The following is a 23,691-nucleotide window of genomic DNA, read 5'->3' on the forward strand; positions in this document are numbered from 1 at the left end:
ATGGTCAGCGTCGTCGGCACGATGGCCGCCGACGTCGTCCACGTCATCGCCGGCATCTTCTACGCGGTGTCGGCCGGGGGACAGCCGGCCAAGCCACGCTGAGCCGGTCACGGCGGCACGTCAGCCCGGAGCGCCGGGCAGGAGCAGGGTGAACGTGGTCGGCTCTGCGCCGCGCAGGCTGAGCCTTCCCCCTGCCGCTTCCGCGAGCTCCCGGGCCACCGCCAGGCCGATCCCGGTTCCGGAGCCGCCGGTGCCGCCGCGTGCGAAGACCGTCCCGGGGTCGAGCGTGAGTGTCCCCTCGTCGGCCACGTCGACCGCGACCGCCCCGGCCGCCTCACGGGCGGTTACCGAGGTTGCACCCCGGCCGTGGCGTAGGGCGTTGTCGATGAGGACGTCGAGGATCTGTGCCGTGGTGCGGCCGGGGACCTCGAAGGCCCCGGCCCCCGGCTGTGCGCGAACCTCCAACCGTCGGCCGGCGGCGGCGAGCGTACCGTGCCAGCGCGACTCCGCCCTTTCCAGCACCCGAACGAGAGCCTCACGGGGGAGTGGGGGTCCGCCCTCGGTGCCGGACCGGGCCAGCCGCAGCACCTCCTCGACGGTCTCCTCCAGATGGCGTGCCGTCTCCAGAGCCTCGCGCAGTGCGGGGCGCAGGTCCGAGCCCGGCGGGAGCTGTCGGGCGGCCTCCAGGCCGAGCTGCAGCCCGGTCAGGGGAGTGCGCAGCTGGTGCGAGGCGTTGGCGCTGAAGTCGCGCTCCCGGCGCAGGAGCTGGGTCAGTCGCTCGACCATGGAGTTCTGGCTGCGCGCCAGCTGGTCCAGCTCGGTGATCCCGCACGGCGCTGCCCGGGCGGCAAGGTCGCCGTCGGCGATCGCGCGGGCCGTACGGGAGAGTGCCTCCACTGGAGTGCTCAGCGCACGCGCCTGGTGGCGTGCCACCAGGACCGCCGTGGCCAGCGCAGCAAGGGTCACTCCCAGGAGCAGTGCCCAAGCCCACAGCACCCGCGTCCAGACCGATCGCGCGGGGACCGTGGCCCGCACCACCGCGATCACCTTCTCGCCGGAGACCACCGGTACGGCGACGACCAGATCAGCCCCGGTGCGGCCGCTGACTGCCTTGCCTCCGGCAGCCTCGCGGGTCACCTGGTCGGCGACCGGTCCACCGCTGCCCGCACGCAGACGCGAAGAGAGGTCGTACACCCCCAGCTTCCCGCCCGGCCTGGGCGGCGTCAGCTCGAGTGCGTCGCCGGAGGCGAACTCAGGCCCCACCGTGACCGTCGCGGCCAGAGCCGTACGCTCCAGGGCGCCCCGTTCGTCCTCGAAGAAAGACCGGTGGATGACCCAGGCGAGCGGCCCGGCCAGCAGGACGAGGGCCACCAGCACGGCGGACACCGCGACACGCACGACACGCTGCCTCATGCGCCCATCATGGCGCCCGGCATCCGGTTTTGCCGTCGTCTAACCGCCGCCGCCCCGGCCCTTCACCCCCCGCTGCCTAGCGTGGAAGACACCTCGTCCTGCGGAGGCCCTCATGAACGTACGCGGCACACTCGTCCCCTGTGCGGGAGTCCTCCTGCTCACTGCGGTCCTCGCCGGGTGCGGCGCAGCCGGCTCCGCCACGGCCGCCGGCCCGCAGCCACCGCCGCCCGCCCCTGCCGAGTCCAACCCGCCCGGAGACATCCCGGACAACCAGGCCTATGTGGCCTTCGAGCCGCCCGGCGCGGCCTTCACCGTCAGCGTGCCCGAGGGCTGGGCGCGCACCACCGCGGGCCCCGTCACCACCTTCACCGACAAGCTGAACCGGATCGAAGTGTCCGAGCACCCTGCCGCGCACCCGCCGACCCCAGCGTCGGTGACCGCGGGGGACGTACCCTCTCTGGCCAAGAGCGTCCCCGCCTTCGCACCCGGCAAGGCCTCCGAGGTCAGCCGCAAGGCCGGCACCGCCGTCCTGTACACCTACCAGGGCAATTCCGCGGCGGACCCGGTCACCGGCAAGGCCGTCCGTGACGCCTTCGAACGGTACGTCTTCCACCACCAGGGCCGTGACGTCGTCGTCACGCTCTCGGGGCCGGTCAACGCGGACAACGTCGATCCCTGGCGGACCGTCACCGACTCGCTGAGGTGGCGGTGATGGACGTGGGCACGCTCAGTGCGGGCACCGCTCCGGCTCTCGACGCTCGCGAGCTGTACCGCTTCTACCGTGCCGGGGAAGAGGAGACCCTCGCCCTGCGCGGAGTGTCCCTCACGGTGGCCCCCGGAGAGCTTGTAGCCGTGGTCGGCCCCTCGGGATCGGGGAAGTCCACGCTGCTGGCCTGCCTCGCGGGCCTCGACGAACCCGCCGGCGGGTCCGTACGAATAGCAGGAGAGCGGATCAGCCACCGCCCGGAGGCGGAGCGGGCCGGGATCCGGGCCCGCCGGATCGGCATCCTCCTCCAGACGGAGAACCTGATCGCCCACCTCGACGTGGCACGCAACATCCGCCTCGCCCGCACGGCCGCCGGCCGCCACGGCACCCCGGCACAGGACATCGACGTCCTCCTCGACCAGGTGGGCCTCCTCGGCCGGGCCCACGCCCTGCCCCGCGAACTGGCGGGCGGAGAGCTGGCCCGCGCCGCACTGGCCGTGGCCCTGGCAAACGACCCGGACCTGCTGCTCGCCGACGAGCCCACCGGAGAGCTCGACGGGAGCACCGAACACCGCATCCTGGAATTGCTGAGGGCCCGAGGGAGCGAAGGACGGCGGGGCGTGCTGCTCGTCACCCACAGCACTGCCGTCATAGGGGGCGCCGACCGGGTCCTGACCCTCCGCGACGGCAGGCTCCGGCCATGACCGGCCGGGCGCTCGTCATCTGCCGGGAGGCCGGGCGGACGTACGGGCGAGGCCCCGCGGCGGTGGTAGCCGTACACGGCACGAACTGCCAGGTGGACGCCCGAGACCGGATCGCCGTCATGGGGCCCTCGGGATCGGGAAAGTCCACGCTGCTCCACCTGATGGCCGGACTGGAACAGCCGACCAGCGGCGAGGTGACGTGGCCCTGGTACGCGGATGCCGCCGATGCACAGGCTTGGGTACGGGCGAGGGCGATGGCCATCGGGGTCGTCTTCCAGAGCCCCAGCCTCATCGCCACCCTGGACGTCGCCGAGAACACCGGCCTTCCGCTGGTGCTGGCCGGCGAGAGCGCCGACCTCGCTCGTGCGCGGGCGCTGGCAGCCCTGGACCGTGTCGGCGTCGCCGACCTCGCCGACAGGCTGCCCGACGACATCTCGGGAGGCCAGGCACAGCGTGTCGCTGTCGCCCGGGTCCTGGCATCCCGGCCCCGGCTCGTACTGGCCGACGAACCGACCGGCCGTCTCGACCGCACCACGGGCCGCCACGTCGTGGACGTCCTGCTGGCGGCGGTGGACGAGATCGGCGCGGCCCTGGTGGTGAGCACCCACGACCCGGCCGTCGGGGAACGTCTGCCCACGCACTGGACCATGCGCGAAGGACGACTCCACCTGCACCCGGACGGAGGCACACCGTGAACACCGACCGACGGGCAGCCAGGGGCCGGCGCTCTTCGCAGCGCTGTCCCACCTCGCCTTGGCCGACGAACCGGCGGGACGGAGCGACCACACCATCGTCGGGCGCATCGCCGACGTCCTCGGGGACACGGTCCCCGAGACCGGGGCCGAAGGCCCGGCCCACCGGCACCCCCGGGGAGTCGGCGGACCCCCACAAGCCGCCCGGACGGTGAGCGACGGATACCCGAGCACCATCGCCACAGGAGGCACACCGTGATCACCGCCTGGCTGGCCGGCCTGCTCCGGCACCGCGGCGGCAGGCTCCTCGTGGCCTCCCTGACCGTAGCGCTGGCCGTCGCACTCATGGCCGCACTCGGCACGTTCCTGACCGCCTCCCGCTCGACGATGACCGCGCGGGCCGCCCGGTCCGTCGCCGTCGACTGGCAGGTGCAGCTCCAGCCCACCGCGCAGCCCGCCACCGTGCTCGACACGATCCGCCACACCCCAGGGATCCGCACCGCACTGCCCGTCACCTACACCCGCAGCACAGGCTTCCAGACGAAGGCCGCAGGTTCCGTACAGACCACCGGGGACGGCGTGGTGCTCGGCATCCCCGACGGTTATCGCACCGCCTTCCCGGGCGAGATTCGGCCGCTGACCGGTGCCCGGGACGGAGTCCTCCTCGCCCAGCAGACCGCCGCCAACCTGCACGCCGCACCCGGCGACACCGTACGCATCGCGCTGCCGGGTACGGCCGACGCCACCGTCACGGTCGCCGGAGTGGTCGACCTGCCCCAGGCCGACTCACTGTTCCAGAAGGTCGGTGCCCCGCCGCAGTCACAACCCGCCGCCCCACCCGACAACGTCGTGCTCCTGCCCGCCGCCCAGTTCGACTCCCTCACCGCGCGCGCCCGGGCCCAGGACCCCGCCGCCGTCACCACACAGGTGCACGCGGCCCGGGACACGGCCCTGCCCGCCGACCCCGCCGCCGCCTTCACAGCCGTCACAGGAGCCGCCCACCATCTCGAAGCACGGCTTTCCGGAGCCGTCCAGGTCGGCGACAACCTCGGCGCGGCCCTGGACGCCGCACGCCAGGACGCCTTGTACGCCCAGCTGCTCTTCCTGTTCCTCGGAGCCCCCGGCGTGGCCCTTGCAGCCCTTCTCACCTCCGCCCTGGTCAGCGCCGGAGCGGACCGCCGCCGCCGGGAGCAGGCCCTGCTGCGCACCCGCGGCCTCGACCGGCGCCGGGTCGCCGCGCTCGCCGCGGTAGAGGCCGGCGCAATCGGCATGGGCGGCGGCCTGCTGGGCATCGCCCTCGCCGCCCTGGCCGGCCGGATCGCCTTCGGCCGGGCATCGTTCGGGGCAGCCGGCCTCGTACCGCTGCGATGGTCCCTCATCGCCTTCGCCGTCGGTGTGGCCGTCGCCGCCGTGACAGTCCTGCTGCCCGCCATCCACGACCAGCGCACCACCACGGTTACCGCCGCACGCCGCGGTTACCGCTCAACGGGCACCCCACTGTGGCAGCGCATCGGACTCGACTTCATCCTGCTCGTGGTCGCGCTCCTCGTCTTCCGTGCCGCCGCCGGCAACCAGTACGCCCTGGTGCTCGCTCCCGAGGGAGTGGCGAGCATCTCGGTGTCCTACTGGGCGTTCCTCGGCCCCACGCTGCTCTGGCTGGGCTCCGCGCTGCTCCTGTGGCGGCTGATGACGTACGCCTTCGCCCACGGACGGCGCCCGCTCACGCTCATGGTCCGGCCGCTGACCGGCACCCTCGCCGCCGCGACGGCATCCGGCATGGCCCGCCAGCGCAGCGTCCTGGCCCGCTCCGTGATCCTTCTCGCCCTCGCCGTGTCGTTCGCACTCTCCACTGCCGCGTTCAACGACACCTACCGCCACCAGGCGGAGGTGGACGCCCAGCTCACCAACGGCGCAGACGTCACCGTCACCCAGCCACCCGGCGCGGCAACTGGCCCCGACGCCGGGCACGTGCTGGCATCCGTCCCCGGAGTGCGCCGCGTCGAACCCCTCCAACACCGCTTCGCCTACGTCGGATCCGACCTCCAGGACCTGTACGGCGTCAACCCCGCCACCATCACCTCCGCAACCGCGCTCCAGGACACCTACTTCGCGGGCGGCAGCGCCCGGAGGCTCCTGGACAAGCTCGCGACCCGACCCGACTCGGTCCTCGTGAGCGAGGAGACGGTGAAGGACTTCCAGCTCACGCCGGGCGACCGCCTCAACCTGCGCCTCCAGGACAGCCGGACCAAGCAGCTGAGCACGGTGCAGTTCCACTACGCGGGCGTCGTCAAGGAGTTCCCGACAGCCCCCAAGGACAGCTTCTTCGTCGCCAACGCCGCGTACGTCGCCCGCGAGACCGGAAGCGACGCGGTCGGTGCGTTCCTCGTCGACACCGGTGGCGTACACCAGCAGGCGGTGGCCGCCAGGCTGCGCGAACGGCTGGGCGCCGCGGCCACGGTCACCGACCTCACCCAGACCCGGTCCGCCGTCGGCTCCAGCCTCACCTCGGTTGACCTCGCCGGACTGACCCGGATCGAACTCGGGTTCGCCGTGGCTCTGGCGGCGGGCGCCGGAGGAGTGGTACTCGCCCTCGGCCTGACCGAGCGCCGCCGTACCCTCGCCTTGGCAAGCGTTCTCGGCGCCACCCGGGACCAGCTGCGCGGCATGGTCCTGGCCGAGGCGGCCACCGTCGCACTCTTCGGTCTCGCAGGGGGCGCTCTCATCGGCTGGGCCCTCGCACAGATGCTCACCAAGGTCCTCACCGGGGTCTTCGACCCGCCTCCCTCTTCCCTGTCCCTCCCTTGGCCGTACCTGGCCCTGACCCTGCTCGCGACGCTCGCGGCCCTTACTGCCGCCGCCCTGCACGCCGTCCGCGGTACCGGGCGGCCTGCCGTCGAAGAACTCCGCGAACCATAACCAGCCCATAACCTCGAGCCATGAGCACCGGTACCGTAGGGCGCCCGCCCACCGCCCTGGTCATCGAGGACGACGACACCATCGGCCGCCACCTGGAGAGCGGGCTGCGCGGCAACGGCTACAGCACCACCTGGTGCCGTACCGGTTCGGCAGGTCTGACGGCCGCCCACCACGACCTGCCCGACCTCGTCCTGCTCGATCTGGGTCTGCCCGACCTCGACGGGATCGACCTCGCCCGCCGTCTGCGCGAGGACCTGCCGGAACTTCTGATCGTCATCCTCACCGCCCGCACCGACGAGATCGACGTGATCGCCGGACTGGACGCAGGAGCCGACGACTACCTGGTCAAGCCCTTCAGCATGACCGTCCTGCTCGCCCGCCTGCGGGCCCACCTACGCCGCAGAGCTCCCTCCGAGGCACAGCAGGAGAGCGAGCCCATCCGGCTGGGCGACCTCACGGTCGATACGGCGGCCCGGCGCGTGCTGGTCGCCGAGCAGGAAGTTGCCTTGCGGACGAAGGAGTTCGAACTCCTCGCCGAACTCGCCCGGCATCAGGGGAGCGCGGTCTCCCGGGAGACTTTGATGGCGCGGGTGTGGGACGAGAACTGGTTCGGCCCGACCAAGACGCTCGACGTCACCATGGCCTCTCTCCGCCGCCGCCTTCACACGGCGGAGGCCACGGCATCGCGCACCGTCCGCCTCCCGCAGATCACGACACTCCGCGGCCATGGCTATCGACTCGACCCGGCGCCTTCTCTATAACCCGTCATAGGGAGTGCGTCGCAACCCTGGATTGCTCAAGATTGCCGCGCCATCACCCTGAGCGTCAGAGGCACACTTTCCGGACGGCGACGCCATCAACTCCAGCTCATCCGCACGCCCACGACCGGATCGTCCGGCTCGCGCCACGTCACGTCCTGGTACCACTCGATCATCGCGACCCTTGCAGCACGGCTGCGGCCACGGTTCCGTTCCAGCCCTGCGGGCCGATCGGCTCGAATCCCCGCCGCTCGATACGCACCCAGGCATCCCGTTCCGTACGGCCACCAGGCCGTGCCGCTCTGGTGGCGGTCGGAGGCTGACCGTGCAGAGGTAATGATCTGCCGACGGCGCCCCCGCCCCCGCGCTATCCCCGGAGGTAGGCGATGAGACGGGTGCGAAAGGTGGTGCCGTCCGATGTGTCCTGGACGGTGATCGTGCCGCCATGGAGAGCAGCGATGTCCAGGGCGATGGACAGGCCGAGACCGGTGCCGCCGTCGTCACGGCTGCGGGCGTCGTCGAGACGTGTGAACCGTTCGAAGATCTTCTCACGGTCGGCGGCGGCGATCGGGGGGCCGTCGTTCGTGACGTCCAGGACTGCGTTGCCGGTCACCGGGTCTATCGTCAGCTGCACGGTGACGGAGTGTCGGGCGTGGCGCTGGGCATTGTCCAGGAGGTTGGTCAGCAGGCGGCCGAGCCACAGTGCATTGCCGGAGACGATGATGTCGCCGGAAGTGTGCAGGGCGATCGCATGGGGGTCCGTCGAACGTCCTGCCACGGTGGCACGGACGAGTTCGGTGAGGTCGACGGGTTCGCCGGGACGGCTCTGCCCGGTGGCGTCGAGGCGGGCGAGGAGGAGCAGGTCGGCGGAGAGCGCTTGGAGGCGTTCGGTGTCCTGGAGGGCGCCCTCCAGCAGGGTGTCGCGCACCTTCGGGTCGGGGTGGGTGTGCGCGATTTCCAGCTGGGTCCGGAGTACCGCGAGGGGGCTGCGCAGTTCGTGAGAGGCATCGGCGATGAACCGGCGCTGCCGGATCCCCGCGGCCTCCAGCCGTTCCAGCATGGCGTTCATGGTTTCGGCGAGGCGGGCGATCTCGTCGTCGCCGCGCGGGGCGGGGACCCGGCGGTCCAGATCGCGGTCGCTGATCGCGGCGACCTCGGCGCGGATGGCTTCGACCGGCCGCAGCGCCCGGCCGGTCGTACGCCAGGTCAAGGCGCCGACGGTGAGGAGCAGCAGGGTGCTCAGGCCCGCGAGAGCCGCGGTCGTGATGTCCTCTGCCGTGTCGGCGGTGCGCAGCGAGGCGCCGACGTGAATGCTCACCGGCCCGGTGGGGGTGGCGGCGGTGGCGGTGGTGACGCGCTGGTCGTGCTCCTCGCCGAGGGCGTCGAGGTTGTACGTCCGGTGGCCCTCGTGGGTGCCGGTGGGGGCGAGGGCGGGGCGGCCGGTGAGGTTCTGGCTCTGCGCGACCACCTTTCCGTGGGCGTCGACGACCTGGATGAAGTCGGTTCCGGGGCCGAGCGGCAGCTGTGCGGTGAGGCGGCCGCTGGCGGCGAGGTGCGAGACGGCCTGGGTCTCCTCGCGGGCCCCGGTTTCTACGGTGCGTTCCAGGTTGACGCGCAACAGCATCTGGACGACGGCCGACGCGGCGAGCATGACGACGGCGACGCTCACACACGCGGCGAGAGTGGTACGGGTACGGACCGAGCGCGGCGCCAGCCGCCGGATCAGGCCGGCCGCCCGGGGATGACGAGCCAGCGGGCGCAGCAGGGCACCGGCCCGGCGCTGTGCGCCGTCGACGATCCTCACGAAACCGGGCCCGGGCGCGATCGGCTGCGGCTCAGCCACCGTCGGCCGCCAGCCGATATCCGGCGCCGCGGACGGTCTGCACCGCGGCCCGCCCGAACGGGGCGTCGATCTTGCGTCGCAGGGCGCTCACGTGAACCTCGACGGTGTTGGGGTCGCTGTCCGTGTTGCTGTCCCAGACCTCGTCCAGGATCTCGCGCTTGGAGACGGCCTCACCGGCCCGTCGGGCGAGGTGGTCCAGAACGGCGAACTCGCGCGGGGTGAGGGGGATGGGTACGCCGTCGCGGCTGCAGGTGCGGGCGGCGGAGTCGACGACGAGGTCGCCCAGCACGGTGCGCTGCGGGGCCCGGCTGCCGATGCGGCGGGCCAGTGCCCGCAGGCGGGCGACGAGCACCACGAAGGAGAAGGGCTTGGACAGGTAGTCGTCGGCACCAGTGTCCAGCGCCTCGGCCTCGTCCCACTCGCCGTCCTTGGCGGTGAGCATGAGGATGCCGACATTGCTGCCGCAGGCCCGTAGACGCGAGCACACACGGTAGCCGTTCAGGCCGGGCAGCATGATGTCGAGCACCACCACGTCGTAGGTGCGATCGGTGGCCTTGGCGAAGCCGGCCAGGCCGTCGTGGGCGACGTCCACGCTGAACCCCTCGGCGGTCAGCCCGTGCTGAAGCGCCAGGGCCATCCGGCGCTCATCCTCCACCACCAGTACACGCATGCCCCCAGAGTGGCACGCCGCGGAGCCGCCAACCTGAAGGGGCCTTCAGGTCTTCAGCGTTCCTTCAGCGTGCCCGAACCATGCTGTGCCCGGATGTCCGGGCGCACGGCCCCGGGCCTTGCCAAGAGGTAGGGGTGGTCACAGTGAGTGAATCCTTGGGCGCAGGCGACGAGCCGCAGGAGCAGGCGGGTCAGGGTGGCCCCGGCACGACGCCGAAGAAGCCGGCCGGCGGGCGTCGGCCCCGTGGCCGCAGAGCGCGATGGGCCGCGGTCGGCGCCGCGGCCGTGGTGGTGATCGGCGGCGGCGCGGCCGCGGCGGCCATTCACCACCACGAGGAAGAGGGGCGCGGCGAGCACAAGGTGGCGTCCGCCGGAGAGCACGAGCGCCACGACGAGTCGCGCGAAGACTCCGAGGGCCGCGACGGGCACGACGGCCGGCGCACCGAAGGCGAGCGCGGCATCCACGCCGACGACTCCCGTGACCTCTCGACCGGCGCGGCCCCGGCCCCGCTGCCCTCGCTCTCCGCGGCGGACGCCGTGAACAAGGCCACCGCGGCGGTCAACGACGGCAAGGTCGAGTCGCTGGCACCGGTCACCGAGCAGGGCGGCGGCCGCGCCTGGCGGATCGTCGTCGTCGGGCCCGACGGAGTACGCCACGCGGTGACCGTCGACGGCACCAGCGGCACGCTGACAGGCAACACCGTCCTGGGCGGCTGAACCGGACCGACCGAGCGGCGCGGCCCCGGCCGCGCCGCCCAGAAAGGAGTGCCGCCGACTTGGGCGCCACGACAACCCCCCGGGCGCACCGCCGCGCCCAGGCCCAGGCCGTTCGCTCCGCAGCGAGTAAGGTCCCCGAGGTGACCGCGGTGTTCTGGATCGTCAAGATCCTCACCACCGGCATGGGCGAGACCACCTCCGATTACCTCGCCCGCTTCCTCGGACCCGTCCCGGCGGTCGCCGCGGCCGGTCTGCTGCTGAGCGCCACCCTGGTCGCACAGGCCCGCGCACGCCGCTACGTCCCGGCCGTGTACTGGTCCGCCGTGGTCATGGTCAGCGTCTTCGGGACCATGGCCGCCGACGTCGCGCACGTCGCCCTCGGCGTGCCCTACACCGTGTCCGCGGCGGCGTTCGCCGCGGCCCTGGCCCTGGTCTTCCTGGTCTGGCGGCGGACCGAGGGCACCCTCGCGGTGGAGACGGTGGTCGGCGGACGCCGCGAGGTCTTCTACTGGACCGTGGTCATGGCCACCTTCGCGCTCGGCACGGCCGTCGGCGACCTCACCGCGGCGACCCTGGGCTGGGGATACCTGCCCTCCGGGCTGCTGTTCGCCGCCCTGATCGCCCTGCCGGCGCTCGCCCACCGGCTGTTCGCCCTCCCGCCCGTGCTCGGCTTCTGGTGGGCGTACGTGCTCACCCGGCCACTCGGCGCCTCCTTCGCGGACTGGGCCGGCGTCGGCGCCGAGCGCGGTGGCCTCGGGCTGGGCACCGGGCCGGTCAGCCTGGTCCTCGCCGTGATCATCGTCGCCGTGGTCCTGTGGCTGAGCGCCGCCGACCGCCGCGCGCCACGGTCGTCGGCCTGACGTCCGGCCCCCTGTCGCCGTACCGACTGAGTGCACCATCGAGTACGGCGACAGGTGCATCGCTGCCGTCATACCCGTTGAGATGGTCAGGATGCGTTCAGGTTCCCGGTGGCACAGTCGGGCCGCATGACCTACGAAACGTCTGAGAGCCCCACGGTTCCAGGGGCAGGCGCCCCTTCAGGAGATCACCTGCGAGTCGGCGAGGGCGTTCGGACGCCTGCCCGGCAGATGCTGAACAAGGTTCCCGAGGTCACCATCTGGTTCTGGATCATCAAGATCCTGTGCACCACGGTCGGCGAGAGCTTCGCCGACTGGATCAACATGAACCTCGGTGTCGGCCTGATCAGCACCGCTTTGATCTTCACCGGCGTTCTGGCGGCCGTCCTGGCCTGGCAGCTCAGCGCCGAACGCTACATCCCGTTCGTGTACTGGCTCACCGTCGTGGTGGTGAGTGTGACCGGAACCCTCTACACCGACATCCTCACCGACAGCCAGGGAGTGCCTCTCGCCCTGAGCAGCAGCGTGTTCGCCGGCGCGCTCGCCGTGGTTTTCGGCATCTGGTACGTGAGAGAGCGGACCCTTTCGGTCCACAGCATCACCACCCGGCCCCGTGAGCTCTTCTACTGGCTCGCGGTCCTGGTCACCTTCGCGCTCGGCACCGCCACCGGCGACTGGACCCTGGAGCTGACCGGCTGGACCGCGGGCGTCTCCGTGCTCCTGCCGCTCGGACTGATTGTCGCGATCATTGTCGGGTGGCGCCTCGGCGCCAACGCCGTGCTCTCCTTCTGGCTGGCCTACATCCTCACCCGCCCGCTCGGCGCCAACCTCGGCGACTGGCTCGGGTCACCCAGCGGCGACGGCGGTCTGGGCCTCGGCACCGCGCTGACGAGCGTCATCTTCCTGGTCGCCATCCTCGCCACGGTCGTGTACCTCACGCGCAGCCGCAGCGATGTCATCGAGGCCCAGGAGCCGACTGGTAACCCACGGGCACTGAACCCGGCACGCGAGCGGGGCATGCTCGCCTACTACGCCGTCGTAGCGGTCGCAGGCGCAGCGCTCCTCGTCTGGGCGAACCACCAGCCGCACGCCGCCGCGAGCGGCGAAGAGGACACTCCCGCACCGGTGACCAGCCACATCAGCCCTCAGGAGGCGACGTCGCCGTTCCCTCCGGCCGAGATCGCGAAGTTCCGCACCATTACCGCCGACACCCTGGCGAAGGTCAACCAGGGTGATCAGCGGGCCGCGACCAGCCGCGTGACCGACCTGGAGACCGCGTGGGACGACGACCAGTCCACCCTTGAGCCCAAGAGCGAGAAGGCGTGGAGCTTCCTCGACGGCGAGATCGACCAGGTGCTCAAGGCAGTACGGGCCCCGCACCCCGACAAGGCCACCGAGGTCGGCGCACTCAACACGCTCCTCACATCGCTCGGCTGAACTGCTGACTGATGACGGATCGCCCCGGCGCATTCCCATGCGTCGGGGCAGTCGTCCAGCGAGCGGTGCATGCCGGGACGGCATGCACGTATGAGGCCGGGTTCCCGTGGCGTTCCGGATGCATGAGCTGGGGCTTTACCGTCGTCTCACCGTGAACGGGCCGGGCGTTAACCCGTCACTGCTTAGCGTCGGAAGAGACCCGTGGTTCCGCTTCGTCTCCCGAAAGGCGCCATGATCATGCGATGTACGCCCGTTCCCGCGCCCGCGCCCGCAACAGAGGGCCGAGCCACTCATCCCTTCGACACTCACGGAGTCATCGGGGCCGCTTGCCAAGTCGACCTTCCGGGCTGGAGAGGGGCCCTGTCGTGACCACTGCCGGCACCCTGCTGCTGCGCTGCCAGGACGCCGCTCGCACCCACGGCAACGAGCCGACGGCCCTGGCCGCCGTGAACAGTGCGACATGCGAGGTCCACGCCGGCGACCGGATAGCGATTACGGGCCCTTCGGGCTCGGTAAAGTCCCCCCTGCTCAACCTGATGGCAGACGTCGTACAACCTACGGAGTCGGCCCGCCCAGCCAGGCCGGGCGGAGCACCGTAGGTGACTTCCCCGGCGAAGCCCTTAGGGGCTGTCCGGCGGATCATTTCGGGCTAGTGCAGGCACGCTCGGCACGGCTGAGTTGTCGTGGGCCGCAGCCGTCACGCGAACGACGGCCACCGATGAGCGGCCCACTCCCGCCAGTCGACCCAGCCGGGCGGCGGGCCGGCGACCCTGCGGCCCTCCAACTCCGCCGCGTCGGGCTCCTCAAAATGCGCGCGCCCGTGAAGGATGTCGGCCTCGGACATAGGCAACGTCTCCTCGGGGGTGGTCGCCCAGCGATGGGCGATACGGGCGCGTTGGGTCTCATCCTCCACCGGCAGGTAGACCATGCGGAAACACGCCTCCTCGGCCTCCACCAGCCAGCGGATCGCAGACCGTTCGTCCCGTGACCAGCAGCCGTAGTCCACGACGACGTTGGTGCCAAGTTTGACCGCCTCCAAGGCGAGCCAGAGCATGCGCCCCTCCAGCACGTCGCGCTTCCCGTCCGCCTCCGCCTCGCCGAACAGGGGAATCATCCAGTCGTCGGGCGTCAGGCGCAGCGCGCCGTGCTCCGCAGCGAGCTGCCGAGCCCTCGTGGTCTTTCCGGCCCCTGGCAGGCCGACCATCAGGAACAACGTGGTCACACCCAGATCGTGGCAGGCAAGCCGATCAGACGACCACCGCTTTTCCGCCCGATCACGGTCTGAGCCACAGGCGGAGAGCGCGCCGCCTATTCCTGTGCCCGCCCAACTGCGCTCCCTTCACCCAGTGGTCGCTGCTCTCAAGGAAGACCCGTGCAGGCTCGCCGTGCCCGCAACTCTTCGGAGCAGGGCTCTGCGCCTGCTTCAGGGCCTGTGCGCGGAAGCGGTGAAGCGGGGCTACGCGGTACTCGAGCACCCGATGGATGAGGACTACCGCAGCCGGGCCTACGGGTACGGCGGCACGTACGTCCCCTCTCGTCCCTCCCGGCGTGAGGGCGAGCTGGACCTGGCCGTCGGCGACTTCATGTACGCGGTGACCATCGAGCAGGAATTTCCGCTGTCCGAGGACCCGGAGCGGGCGCAGAGCCTGATGATCGAGCTCCCGTACAGCCGATCGGGACGCCAGGGCAAGTGGGCCGACCGGAAACGCTGGAGGCTGGAGGACGTCCTCGGTGCGGTCCTGCGCGAGGTGGAAGTCCGCTCGCGGGAGGACGCCCAACGCCGAATCGACGAGAAGCGGGCTGAGGAGGACCGGAAGGTCAGGTGGCAGGCGGCTATGGACTCGGCGCGGGAGCAGGCGATCCAGGCCCAGCTCGCCACTGTCCTGCGTGAGCAGGCGAAGGACTGGCATCCGGCGAGGGCGCTGAGCCAGTACTGCGATGCCCTGGAGCGCCGGCTCACCGCGTCAGACGGTTCGACAGCCAAGGAAGCAGCCTCCACCCGGCAGTGGCTGGAGTGGGCCCGCGCCTACGTGGGATCCCTGGATCCGCTGAGGGAGCTGCCCGGGATGCCGGCACCCCGCGATCCCGAGGCGGAGGAGCTGAAGGCGTACCTGAAAGGCTGCAATATACGTGGCCCGGAAGAGCATGGCTTCTCCTGGCGGGCGTGAACAAACAGAGCAGACGCTCATTTGACGTTGCCCTGATGGACTGTCGCATAGGGGGAGAGCCGCTGTGCTTCCCCCAGGGTGCCGGCCCAGCGCACCTCGTCGCGGCGAAGGGCGCCCTGCCCAGACCCTCGGTTGTCCAGGTCAAGGGAACCTGGATGGAACGGACCGCGTCCAAGAGCTTACCGCTGCTCCGTTGTGGGAGGTCATGGGATGCGTATACGAACAGAGACGGTGCTCGCGGTGCTGCTGTTCGCGGCCGGTTGCGGCTCGGGCGCAACAGCACCTGGGCCGGGACCGGCGGGTGGTGTCGTGGTGTCCGCCGACGATGACTGTGTATACGGCAGCGATGTGACCGTGGCGGAGGCGGACACCGGCCGCCGGGTGTGTCTGGACCGGGGCGGTACGCTCCGGGTGTCGCTGTCGGGTACCCCCGCGGTCCGGGTGACCGTGACCGGACCGGCGCTGGCCGAGGTCTCGGACCATGTCTTCCGGGGTGCGTCGGCAGGTACGGCCGTCCTGACGTCCGCGGTTCGGAGCTGTTCGGAGCCGGCTCCGTCTGGCTCGTTGAGCTGCCTGGCGATGGTGGCCTGGCGGGTCACCGTGGTGGTCCGTTGAACGCCTCATGGCCGGACGGGCCCGGACCGATGCCTGCGGTCCGGGCCCGTCCTTCATTCGGCGATCAGCCGGTGCTGACCGCGGTGTCGTCGATGACGAACGAGGTCTGCAGGCTGGGGTCCTCGGTGCCGGTGAACTTGAGCGTCACCGTCTGCCCCGCGAAGGAGGTCAGGTCGAAGGTCTTCTGGACGTACCCGCTGTTCTTGTTGAGGTTGGAGTAGCTGGCCAGGGTGGTGGAGTTGGCCTGCACGGTCAGTTTGTCGTAGGCGGTGGTGGTGGTCGTCTCCGCGGTGTCGATGTGCAGGTAGTAGCTGAGGGTGGCGTGGCAGCCGTTGGGGATCGTCACCGACTGGGAGAGCGAGTCGGTGTGCGTGGAGCCGTAGCCGTTGAGCCAGGCCTTCCAGGAGCCGGAGTGGGCGGCCTCGCCGCTGCCGTTGTCGACCACGCCGGTGGTGGCGGTCCAGGGGTTGGCGCTGCCGGTTTCGAAGCCCGCGTTGCCGAGGAGCTGGGTGGCGCCGCAGCTGCTGCCGGTCGGGGTGACGGTCCAGGTGAAGGAGGTGCTGCCGGCCGCGTTGGTGGTGTCCTTGGCCGTGACCGTCACGTTGTAGCTGCCCGCGGTGGTCGGCGTGCCGCTGATCAGGCCGGTCGAGGCGTTGATGGACAGGCCCGGCGGGAGTCCGGTGGCGCTGTAGGCGAGGGTCTGGCCGCTCGCCGAGTCGGTGGCCTGGATCTGCAGGGAGGCAGCCGTGTTGACGGTGGTGCTCCGGCTGCCGGGGTTGGTCACCGTCACGGTGTTCCCGCCGGTGGAGCCGCCGGTGAAGGCCGCGACGCCGTTGGGGGTGCCGAGGCCGGTCGGGCCGTCGTAGCCGGACTTGGCGGTGCAGAGGTAGCTGCTGCCGCAGGAGCCGTTGGCGCCGCTGGTCACGTCGTTGAGCGAGGAGGTGTGGGCGTACGGGTACGAGGACGGGTAGCTGCCCGCGGCCGGGGTTCCGGCGAGGGCGTAGACGGAGGCGATGATCGGCGCGGAGGCACTGGTGCCGCCGTAAACGTTCCAGCCGCTCGCCTGGTAGCTGTCGTAGACGGCGAGGCCGGTGGCCGGGTCGGCGACCGCCGAGACGTCGGAGACGGTGCGCTTGGCGCAGCCGCTGTCGCTCTGCCAGGACGGCTTGGTGGTGTACGAAGAGCAGCCGGAGCCCGCACCGTTGCCGCCTGAGCTGGTGCCCCAGACGGATTCGGACCAGCCGCGCGAGGTGCCGCCCGAGCGGGTCAGCGAGGTGCCGCCCACGGAGGTGACGTACTGGGAGGCCGCCGGGTACTCGACTCCGTAACCGCTGTCACCGGAGCTGACGGTGATCGCGACGCCCGGGTGGTTGAAGTACGAGGCGTCGGAGCTCGGGTCGGTGGAGTCCTCGCCGCCGCCGTAGCTGTTGGAGACGTACTTCGCCCCCATGGTCACCGCGCGGTTCACGGCCGCGCCCAGGTCGGCCATGGACGGCTGGTTCGCCTCGACCAGCAGGATGTGGCACTGCGGGCAGACGGCGCTGACCATGTCCACGTCGAGGGAGATCTCGCCCGCCCAACCGGAGTCTGCGGTCGGGTAGTTGGTGCCGCCGTTCTGGTCGACCTTCTTGAAGCATCCGTTGGCCGTGGTGCAGGCCGGGAGGCCGTACTGGGAGCGGTAGGTCGCCAGGTCGGACTCGGCGTTCGGGTCGTCGTAGGCGTCGATGATGGCGACCGTCGCCCCGGCGCCGGCCGAGGCCGGAAGGGCGTAGGCGCTCTGCAGGTCCGTGGGGCCGTAGCCGGACGGCAGGATGTTCGGGGCGAGGCTGAGCTGCTGCTCGAGGTCGGTGCGGGCCAGCGCGTGGCAGGCCATGAAGCCGGCCTTCGAGGGCTCCGAGCAGAGCCGGTGGATGTGCACGGCGGCGGTGGCGGGAGTGGCCGGCGCCGTCGCGGCGGCGGTCGGGGAGGCGAGCGCGAGTAAGCCGCCGGATATCAGGGCGGCGGCCGAGAGTGCGGCGGTGGCGGCGCGGCGCGTCAGGCTTCTGGCGCGGCTGGCGGGTTTCGATTGCAATGAACTGCCCTCCATGGGGGGTCGGATCCCCGCGGCGTGGGATGTGGCCCACTACGAACTGACAGGTCCATGACATGTCAAAGAGAGGGGAACGCCGCGGACTGCGAGTGGCACGGGTTCATTGGTGCTGACTGTCACCACGGTCAGTGGTGGCCAGGGATGAACGTAGTGAGAAGCAGGCCCAAGGGAATACCCATCGAGGGCAAAGGATTGCTTTCGGCCGATGATTTCCGCGTATACCGTGTCGTGCCATGGAGTTGGACGATGGTGCCGTCAACGACCTTGTCGCGCTGGGACTTTCGCGCTACGAGGCGCGGGTCTACCTCACTCTGGTGCGGCGGGAGTCGTACACCGCTGCGGAGGCCGCGCGGGCCGCGGACGTGCCCCGCCAGCGGGTGTACGACGTACTCGACGCGCTGGTGCGCAAGAACCTCGCCCTCCTGCGCCCCGGACGGGTCGCGGCCTTCTCGGCCGTGGCGCCCGAGCTGGCCCTCACCCGGCTGATGGCCCTTCAGAGGGAGTCGCTGGACCGGCTGGACCGGGCTTCGTCCGCGCTCGCCGCCGTGCTGGCGCCGGTCTGGTCAGCCGGACGGACCCACACCGACCCGCTCGACTACATCGAGGTGATCCGGGATCCCAAGCAGATCGCCGAACGCTTCGCGGGCATCCAGGAACAGGCCGCGCGCGAGCTGCTCAGCTTCTGCAAGCCCCCCTTCGTGGCCCCCGCGGCCAACGACGAGGGGATCGAGGCCGTCCGCAGGCTGCGCCGGGCCGGGGGCACGGCCCGCGCCGTGTACACGCACGAGGCCCTCGGTGACGCGGGGGTTCTGGAGAACGTCCACCGCTTCGGTGAAGCGGGCGAGGAGTCCCGCTTCACCCCGCACCTCCCGCTGAAGCTGATCATCGCCGACGCCTCGCTGGTCCTGTGCGACATGCCCGACCCGATGGCGGCCGCGCGGACCACCACCGCCCTGTACATCGAACACCCGGCGCTCGCGGCGTGCCTGCGGATGGCATTCCTGACGGTCTGGGAGCAGGCCGAGGAGAAGCGCTTCGCCGACTAACTAGCGGCCGCGGTGGCCGGCGGTGGCCGCCACAGGGATCGGGATTTCGAAGTGGACCGTCCCGTAGCCGCCGTGCTCGCCGGTCGTGCGGGCGTCGCAGACTTCGTCGGCCATGCTGCGCCAGAAGGCTTCCGCGCCGGGGATGTCGACGTTCGTGTGCAGGTAGATGGCGTCGTAGTCGGGGACGCCCGCCGCGAATTCGCAGGCTGTCCTGACCATGGCGCGGGCCAGGCCGTGACGGCGGTGGTGCGGGCGTACGTACACCCGCAGGAGCTGCGCCGTGCGTCCCGAGGGGTAGCGCTCGGTGAGCCAGCGGGGGTGTGGGGGGTGTGCGGGGCCCCGGGAGTTGAGCGCGGTGGTGCCGACCACCTCTGCGCCCAGGACCGCCACGACGAGGGTGTGGCGCGGGTGCGTGAGGTAAGCGCTGTCGATGTCGACGACGTCGTCGTGCCATTGGGGTACGTACCCGTAGTCGAACTCCCGGTAGAACGTGTCGAGCATGACGCTCCGCGCGCCAGGCGCGTCCTCCTGTCTGGCGTGCCGCACCACGTACGGCCCGATCTCCTGGCCCTGTGTCAGGTCGCTCATGGCTCGGTGACTCCCTTCCGGCGCTCCGGTCTCGTGAGCGGCAGGCTACCGGAAATCCGCTCTATTGGAAATGAAAACGATTTCGGATAGCTTCCTCCTTGGTTCGGTGCGGACGCCTCCAGTCAGGCGGTCCGCTTCGCAGGCATGCCGCACTGCCGTGACGGCATTTTGAGAGGAAGCCCCTTGGCGCATCTGCTGGTTGTCGAGAGCTGGGTGGGGTCGATGAGCAGGCTGCTGCCCAGAGCGATCGGTGAAGGCGGGCACGAGTTCACCTTCGTCACCCGGGACCTGCACCACTACCTGCGCGGCGCCGGTTCCGACGGCCCGCACCCGCTGCTGGCGGCGCGCAACATCATCACCGCGGACACCAACGACATGGATGAGCTGCTGCCGCATCTGGAACGCCTGCACGCGGTGCTCGCCTTCGATGGGGTCGCCTCCTCCTGCGACTACTACCTGCCGGCCGTGGCCCGGATCGCCGATCGGTTGGCCCTGCCCGGCCCGACTGTCGAAGCCGTCGAGGCCGCCTGCCGCAAGGACCTGACCCGCCGGGTGCTGGCCGAGGCAGGGGTGCCGGGACCCCGCTTCGCGCTCTGCGCGGACGCGGTGCAGGCAGCGGCCGCCGCCCGGGAGATCGGCTATCCGCTGGTGGTCAAGCCCGTGGACCTGTGCGCCGGAATGCTCGTACGAGAGGTCCGCGATGAGCGGGAACTGGAGGTGGCCTGCCGGGCGCTGGAGGAGTTCCCGGTCAACGCGAGGGGCCAGGAGCGGATGCCCGTCGTCCTCTTGGAGGAGTTCCTCACCGGCCCCGAGGTCAGCATCGAGACCGTTTCTTTCGGTGGTGTCATCGGTGTGGCCGGTGTCACGGACAAGAGCATCGGCGGGGCGCCCGCCTTCATCGAGACCGGTCACATGTTCCCGGCGGACATCGCGCCGGAGGTGGAGCGGAAAGCGGTCGACACGGCGGTGGCCGCGATCAAGGCCCTCGGCCTGGACCACGTCGTGTGCCACACCGAGATCAAACTGACGCCCGAGGGCCCCAAGGTGGTGGAGGTCAATGTCCGGCCCGCCGGCAACCGGATCACCGAACTCGTCCGGCACGTGACGGGCATCGACATGGCCGCCGCCTGCGTGGATGTCGCCCTCGGCCGTATGCCCGACCTGACGCCGCGCGCGACCGGCGTGCATAGCGCGGCGATCTCCTTCCTGCTTCCCGACACCACCGGCACCCTCACCGGCATCAAAGGCGCCGACGAGGTCAGGGCGCAGCCCGGGGTCCTGGAGCTCACCCTTGCCGAGCCGGGCCGTGCAGTACGGGCCGCGACCAGCAACAACGAATACCTCGGCCACATCATGACGGCCGACACCCAGGGCAGTGGGGCAAGGGAAACCGCCGAGCGGCTCCTCGCGCACCTGCACCCCACGTATGAAGAGTGTTCGGCTGAGCTGCCTTCGGTGGTGCCCGCATGACCACACCCACCCTGCACGAGCCCGCCGTACGCACCATCGACCAGCTCGTCGAAGCGGTCCGCACCGGGACGTACGGTCCCGACCCCACCCAGGAACGCATCGCGCTCGCCTTCACCACTGCCCAGGCGGTCCGCCACGCCGGCCGCAGCAGCGGCTACCGCAACGAGGTGCTCAGCCTGCGCCTCGACGCGGCCGTCGGATCCTGCGCGGTGGAGCCGGGCGCCCTGCCCGCGGCGGCACTCGACGACTGTGTCGGAGCCTCGGTGGCCGAGCTCCTCGACCACCCCCTGCTTCCCGTGCGGGTGGCCGCGCTCGACGCGTACCTGAGCCATGTCCGCCCCCATACCCCCGACCATGGCGCCCGCCCTTACGCCCTACCGGCCGGCAGCTCCCTGCGCCGGTCCCTAGCCCGCGCTCGCGCCGTGGTGGATCTGCTGCCCGCGACCGGGATCCGCCGGGTCCTCGTGATCGGCGTGGTCAACTCCCTGCTGGAGCAGCTGCGTGCGCGCGGCCTGGGGTACGTGCCCTGCGACCTCAAGGGCGGCACCACCGAGTGGGGCGAGCCGGTACGGACCGATGCCCTGGCGGAGCTGGAGCGCTGCGACGCCGTTCTCGCCTCCGGCATGACTCTCGGGAACGGCACCTTCCAGCCGTTGCTCGACCATGCCGCCACCGCCGGACAGCCCCTGGTCATGTTCGCGCAGACCGGCAGCGCGGTCCTTCCGCGGTTCCTGGGCGCCGGGGTCAGTGCCGTGTCCGCAGAGCCGTACCCCTTCTTCTGGCTCGACGGCGGCCCGGGAGTCATCCATCGCTACGGAGGCACCCGGTGACCACGGCACCCCTGCTGTACCGCCCGCCGGCCCACAGCATGAACCCGGAGCTGCTGACCCTGGTCGGCCGCACCCCGCTCGCCCGGATCCGCACCGAACTGCCCTACGCCCACCCCGGCTTCTGGGCCAAACTCGAATGCCTCGGCGCCGGCGGGATGAAGGCGCGTTCCGCCGTGTCGATGCTGCGCGGTGCCCGACAGCGCGGCGAACTCCGCCCGGGTGCCACCGTGGTCGAATCCACCTCCGGAACCCTGGGGATTGGGCTCGCCTTCGCCGGACAGGCCCTAGGCCACCCGGTCGTCCTCGTCGGCGACCGCGAACTCGAACCCTCCATGCGGCAGTTGCTACGCACGTACGGCGCACAGCTGGAGCTCGTGGACCGGCCCGCCCCGGAGGGCGGCTGGCAGGCTGCCCGGATCGACCGGCTGCGCGAGGTCCTGGCCCGTTTCCCGGACGCCTACTGGCCCGACCAGTACAACAACCCCGACAACGCCGCCGGCTACCTCTCCATGGCCGCCGAACTCTGCGGGCAGCTCGACCACCTGGATATCCTGGTATGCAGCGTCGGCACCGGCGGCCACAGCGCCGGGCTCATCGGCCCGCTGCGCCGGCGCTGGCCAGGCCTGAAGGTGATCGGCGTCGACTCCATCGGCTCCGCCATCTTCGGCCAGCCCGCCCGCCCCCGCCTCATGCGCGGACTCGGCAGCAGCATCCACCCGCGCAACGTCGCCCACCATGCCTTCGACGAGGTCCACTGGGTGGGCCCCGCCGAAGCGGTCGACGCCTGCCGCAGGCTCGCCCGTGCCAGCTTCGTCAGCGGCGGCTGGAGCACCGGAGCCGTCGCACTCGTCTCCGCCTGGGCGGCCCGCGTCGAGGCCGGCGCGGTCGTTGCGACAGTCTTCCCCGACGGGCCGCACCGCTACCTCGGCACCGTCTACGACGACGACTTCTGCCACGCGCACGGCCTCGACCGGGCTGAACTCGCCCTGCGCCCGCTGGAGATCGCCCACCCGTACGCGACCGAGGCCGTCGGCTGGACCCGCTGCCGCACCGTCGTCGACCCGCTTGCGGCCACCCGGCCGCACCTGCCTGCACCGACGCGGGGAGGTGCCGCATGAGACTCACCTGGCACACCACCGAACTGGAACTGGCCGAGCCGCTGCGCATTTCCCGCTCGGTGATGGCCCGCCGCGACGCCGTCTGGGTCGCGATCGAGCACGGCGGCCTGACCGGCTGGGGAGAAGTCGTCAGCAGCGACTTCCTCGGGCTGCCCACCGCTCGCATCCTTCGGCACCTCACCACGGCGCGCGCCGCCGTCGAACACCTTCCCGACCCCGAGACCGCGTGGGGCGAACACATGGCCGACTCGCTGCCCGGCTTGCCAAAGCTGCCGGCCGGTGTGCTCGCCGGGCTGGAGGCAGCGCTGCTCGACCTGGTCGGCAAACGGGCCGGCCGGCCCGCCCACCAGCTGCTGGGCACGCACACCGCGCCGACGGCGCCGACCACCCGTACGATCGGCATCACCGCGCCCGCAGAAGCCGCCACGCAGGCCGCCCGGCTCGACATGAGCGGCTTCACCGCCCTCAAGGTCAAAGCGGGATCCCCCGATCCGGCCGAGGATCTCGCCCGCGTGGCCGCCGTACACGACGGAGCTCCCGAGGCGAGCCTGCTGCTCGACCCCAACGGAGCCTGGACCGAACGCCAGGCCCTCGACCTGCTCCCGCGCTTCGCCGACCTCGGCGTCACCGCCGTGGAACAGCCCATCGCCCCGGGCAGCCCCGAGTCGCTCGCCCGAGTGGCGAAGGAGTCACCGATCCCCGTGATCGCGGACGAGGACGCCGTCTCCTATGAGGACGCCGTCGCGCTCGCCGGCCTGGTCCACGGCGTCAACGTCAAACTCGCCAAGTGCGGCGGGGTACGGGCTGCCCTGCGCATACACGAAGCCCTGCGCGGCAGCGGCACCGACCTGATGCTCGGCTGCCTGACCGCCAGTTCGCTCGGCATCGCCCCGGCCGTGCACCTGGCCGACCGGGCCCGCTGGGTGGATCTCGACGGGCACCTGCTGCTCGCCGACGACCCCTGGACCGGCATCGGCGGCACGGACGGCACGGTACGGGCCGCCGACCGGGCCGGACTCGGCGTCCGGCGCACCCACATGGCGGTCCTACGGTGA

At 71.3% G+C, this 23,691-nt stretch carries 22 protein-coding genes; 16 read left to right on the top strand and 6 right to left on the bottom strand.

The window, feature by feature from the left end:
- Nucleotides 1–120: 120 nt before the first annotated feature.
- Nucleotides 121–1,413, bottom strand: a complete 1,293-nt coding sequence (locus tag OG299_RS39735) for a HAMP domain-containing sensor histidine kinase (protein WP_327364323.1) — start codon at nucleotides 1,411–1,413, stop codon at nucleotides 121–123.
- Between the two features lie 112 nt (nucleotides 1,414–1,525).
- Here OG299_RS39735 and OG299_RS39740 point away from each other — a divergent pair, with 112 nt between their 5' ends.
- Genes OG299_RS39740 through OG299_RS39765 form a run of 6 tightly spaced genes read left to right on the top strand, consistent with a single transcriptional unit; the run spans nucleotide 1,526 to nucleotide 7,192 of the window.
- Nucleotides 1,526–2,125, top strand: a complete 600-nt coding sequence (locus tag OG299_RS39740; protein ID WP_327364324.1) for a hypothetical protein — start codon at nucleotides 1,526–1,528, stop codon at nucleotides 2,123–2,125.
- Nucleotides 2,125–2,823 (top strand): ABC transporter ATP-binding protein, encoded by a 699-nt coding sequence (locus OG299_RS39745; RefSeq protein WP_327364325.1) that lies wholly within the window; start codon nucleotides 2,125–2,127, stop codon nucleotides 2,821–2,823. The genes OG299_RS39740 and OG299_RS39745 overlap by 1 nt, the downstream gene beginning before the upstream one ends.
- Nucleotides 2,820–3,518: an ABC transporter ATP-binding protein gene (locus OG299_RS39750; protein WP_327364326.1), complete on the top strand. Its 699-nt coding sequence runs from the start codon at nucleotides 2,820–2,822 to the stop codon at nucleotides 3,516–3,518. Before OG299_RS39745 ends, OG299_RS39750 begins: the two co-directional genes overlap by 4 nt.
- 58 nt (nucleotides 3,519–3,576) lie before the next feature.
- Nucleotides 3,577–3,774 (top strand): hypothetical protein, encoded by a 198-nt coding sequence (locus OG299_RS39755; protein ID WP_327364327.1) that lies wholly within the window; start codon nucleotides 3,577–3,579, stop codon nucleotides 3,772–3,774.
- Entirely contained in the window at nucleotides 3,771–6,431 is a 2,661-nt protein-coding gene (locus tag OG299_RS39760) for an ABC transporter permease (RefSeq protein WP_327364328.1), read from the top strand. Before OG299_RS39755 ends, OG299_RS39760 begins: the two co-directional genes overlap by 4 nt.
- A gap of 20 nt (nucleotides 6,432–6,451) precedes the next feature.
- Entirely contained in the window at nucleotides 6,452–7,192 is a 741-nt protein-coding gene (locus OG299_RS39765) for a response regulator transcription factor (protein WP_327364329.1), read from the top strand.
- A gap of 364 nt (nucleotides 7,193–7,556) precedes the next feature.
- Here OG299_RS39765 and OG299_RS39770 read toward each other — a convergent pair whose 3' ends face one another.
- Together OG299_RS39770 and OG299_RS39775 are read right to left on the bottom strand one after the other, a co-directional pair.
- Nucleotides 7,557–9,032: a sensor histidine kinase gene (locus OG299_RS39770; protein WP_327364330.1), complete on the bottom strand. Its 1,476-nt coding sequence runs from the start codon at nucleotides 9,030–9,032 to the stop codon at nucleotides 7,557–7,559.
- On the bottom strand, nucleotides 9,025–9,702 hold the full coding sequence (locus tag OG299_RS39775) for a response regulator transcription factor (RefSeq protein WP_327364331.1): 678 nt from the start codon (nucleotides 9,700–9,702) through the stop codon (nucleotides 9,025–9,027). The genes OG299_RS39770 and OG299_RS39775 overlap by 8 nt, the downstream gene beginning before the upstream one ends.
- A gap of 143 nt (nucleotides 9,703–9,845) precedes the next feature.
- Between OG299_RS39775 and OG299_RS39780 the strand changes: the two genes are divergently transcribed.
- The 3 genes from OG299_RS39780 to OG299_RS39790 all read left to right on the top strand — a co-directional run bounded on the left by OG299_RS39780 (nucleotide 9,846) and on the right by OG299_RS39790 (nucleotide 12,712).
- The gene (locus OG299_RS39780) at nucleotides 9,846–10,418 is read left to right on the top strand and encodes a hypothetical protein (protein WP_327364332.1); all 573 of its coding nucleotides are present in this window, start codon (nucleotides 9,846–9,848) and stop codon (nucleotides 10,416–10,418) included.
- 59 nt (nucleotides 10,419–10,477) lie between these two features.
- Nucleotides 10,478–11,278, top strand: coding sequence for a COG4705 family protein (locus tag OG299_RS39785; protein ID WP_327364333.1), 801 nt, complete (start codon nucleotides 10,478–10,480; stop codon nucleotides 11,276–11,278).
- A gap of 228 nt (nucleotides 11,279–11,506) precedes the next feature.
- Entirely contained in the window at nucleotides 11,507–12,712 is a 1,206-nt protein-coding gene (locus OG299_RS39790; protein WP_327364334.1) for a COG4705 family protein, read from the top strand.
- Nucleotides 12,713–13,409: 697 nt separating this feature from the next.
- On the opposite strand, the gene OG299_RS39795 is transcribed toward OG299_RS39790, so the two are convergent.
- Complete coding sequence (locus OG299_RS39795; RefSeq protein ID WP_327364335.1) at nucleotides 13,410–13,934, bottom strand: P-loop nucleotide/nucleoside kinase family protein; 525 nt, start codon at nucleotides 13,932–13,934, stop codon at nucleotides 13,410–13,412.
- A gap of 163 nt (nucleotides 13,935–14,097) precedes the next feature.
- Between OG299_RS39795 and OG299_RS39800 the strand changes: the two genes are divergently transcribed.
- Complete coding sequence (locus tag OG299_RS39800; RefSeq protein WP_327364336.1) at nucleotides 14,098–14,880, top strand: hypothetical protein; 783 nt, start codon at nucleotides 14,098–14,100, stop codon at nucleotides 14,878–14,880.
- Nucleotides 14,881–15,090: 210 nt separating this feature from the next.
- A complete protein-coding gene (locus OG299_RS39805) occupies nucleotides 15,091–15,495 on the top strand; it encodes a hypothetical protein (protein ID WP_327364337.1) in 405 nt (134 codons plus the stop codon).
- Between the two features lie 64 nt (nucleotides 15,496–15,559).
- Here OG299_RS39805 and OG299_RS39810 read toward each other — a convergent pair whose 3' ends face one another.
- The gene (locus OG299_RS39810; protein ID WP_442817564.1) at nucleotides 15,560–17,581 is read right to left on the bottom strand and encodes a putative Ig domain-containing protein; all 2,022 of its coding nucleotides are present in this window, start codon (nucleotides 17,579–17,581) and stop codon (nucleotides 15,560–15,562) included.
- A gap of 236 nt (nucleotides 17,582–17,817) precedes the next feature.
- Here OG299_RS39810 and OG299_RS39815 point away from each other — a divergent pair, with 236 nt between their 5' ends.
- On the top strand, nucleotides 17,818–18,630 hold the full coding sequence (locus tag OG299_RS39815) for a TrmB family transcriptional regulator (RefSeq protein ID WP_327364339.1): 813 nt from the start codon (nucleotides 17,818–17,820) through the stop codon (nucleotides 18,628–18,630).
- On the opposite strand, the gene OG299_RS39820 is transcribed toward OG299_RS39815, so the two are convergent.
- Complete coding sequence (locus OG299_RS39820) at nucleotides 18,631–19,218, bottom strand: GNAT family N-acetyltransferase (RefSeq protein ID WP_327364340.1); 588 nt, start codon at nucleotides 19,216–19,218, stop codon at nucleotides 18,631–18,633.
- 183 nt (nucleotides 19,219–19,401) lie between these two features.
- Here OG299_RS39820 and OG299_RS39825 point away from each other — a divergent pair, with 183 nt between their 5' ends.
- The 4 genes from OG299_RS39825 to OG299_RS39840 are packed head-to-tail and all read left to right on the top strand — an operon-like array spanning nucleotide 19,402 to nucleotide 23,691.
- Nucleotides 19,402–20,688 (top strand): ATP-grasp domain-containing protein, encoded by a 1,287-nt coding sequence (locus OG299_RS39825; RefSeq protein WP_327364341.1) that lies wholly within the window; start codon nucleotides 19,402–19,404, stop codon nucleotides 20,686–20,688.
- Entirely contained in the window at nucleotides 20,685–21,518 is an 834-nt protein-coding gene (locus tag OG299_RS39830; RefSeq protein WP_327364342.1) for a Rossmann-like domain-containing protein, read from the top strand. The genes OG299_RS39825 and OG299_RS39830 overlap by 4 nt, the downstream gene beginning before the upstream one ends.
- A gap of 38 nt (nucleotides 21,519–21,556) precedes the next feature.
- Nucleotides 21,557–22,636, top strand: a complete 1,080-nt coding sequence (locus OG299_RS39835) for a PLP-dependent cysteine synthase family protein (protein WP_327364686.1) — start codon at nucleotides 21,557–21,559, stop codon at nucleotides 22,634–22,636.
- A complete protein-coding gene (locus tag OG299_RS39840; protein ID WP_327364343.1) occupies nucleotides 22,633–23,691 on the top strand; it encodes a dipeptide epimerase in 1,059 nt (352 codons plus the stop codon). The genes OG299_RS39835 and OG299_RS39840 overlap by 4 nt, the downstream gene beginning before the upstream one ends.

The sequence above is a fragment of the Streptomyces sp. NBC_01296 genome (assembly GCF_035984415.1).
Lineage (GTDB): Bacteria > Actinomycetota > Actinomycetes > Streptomycetales > Streptomycetaceae > Streptomyces.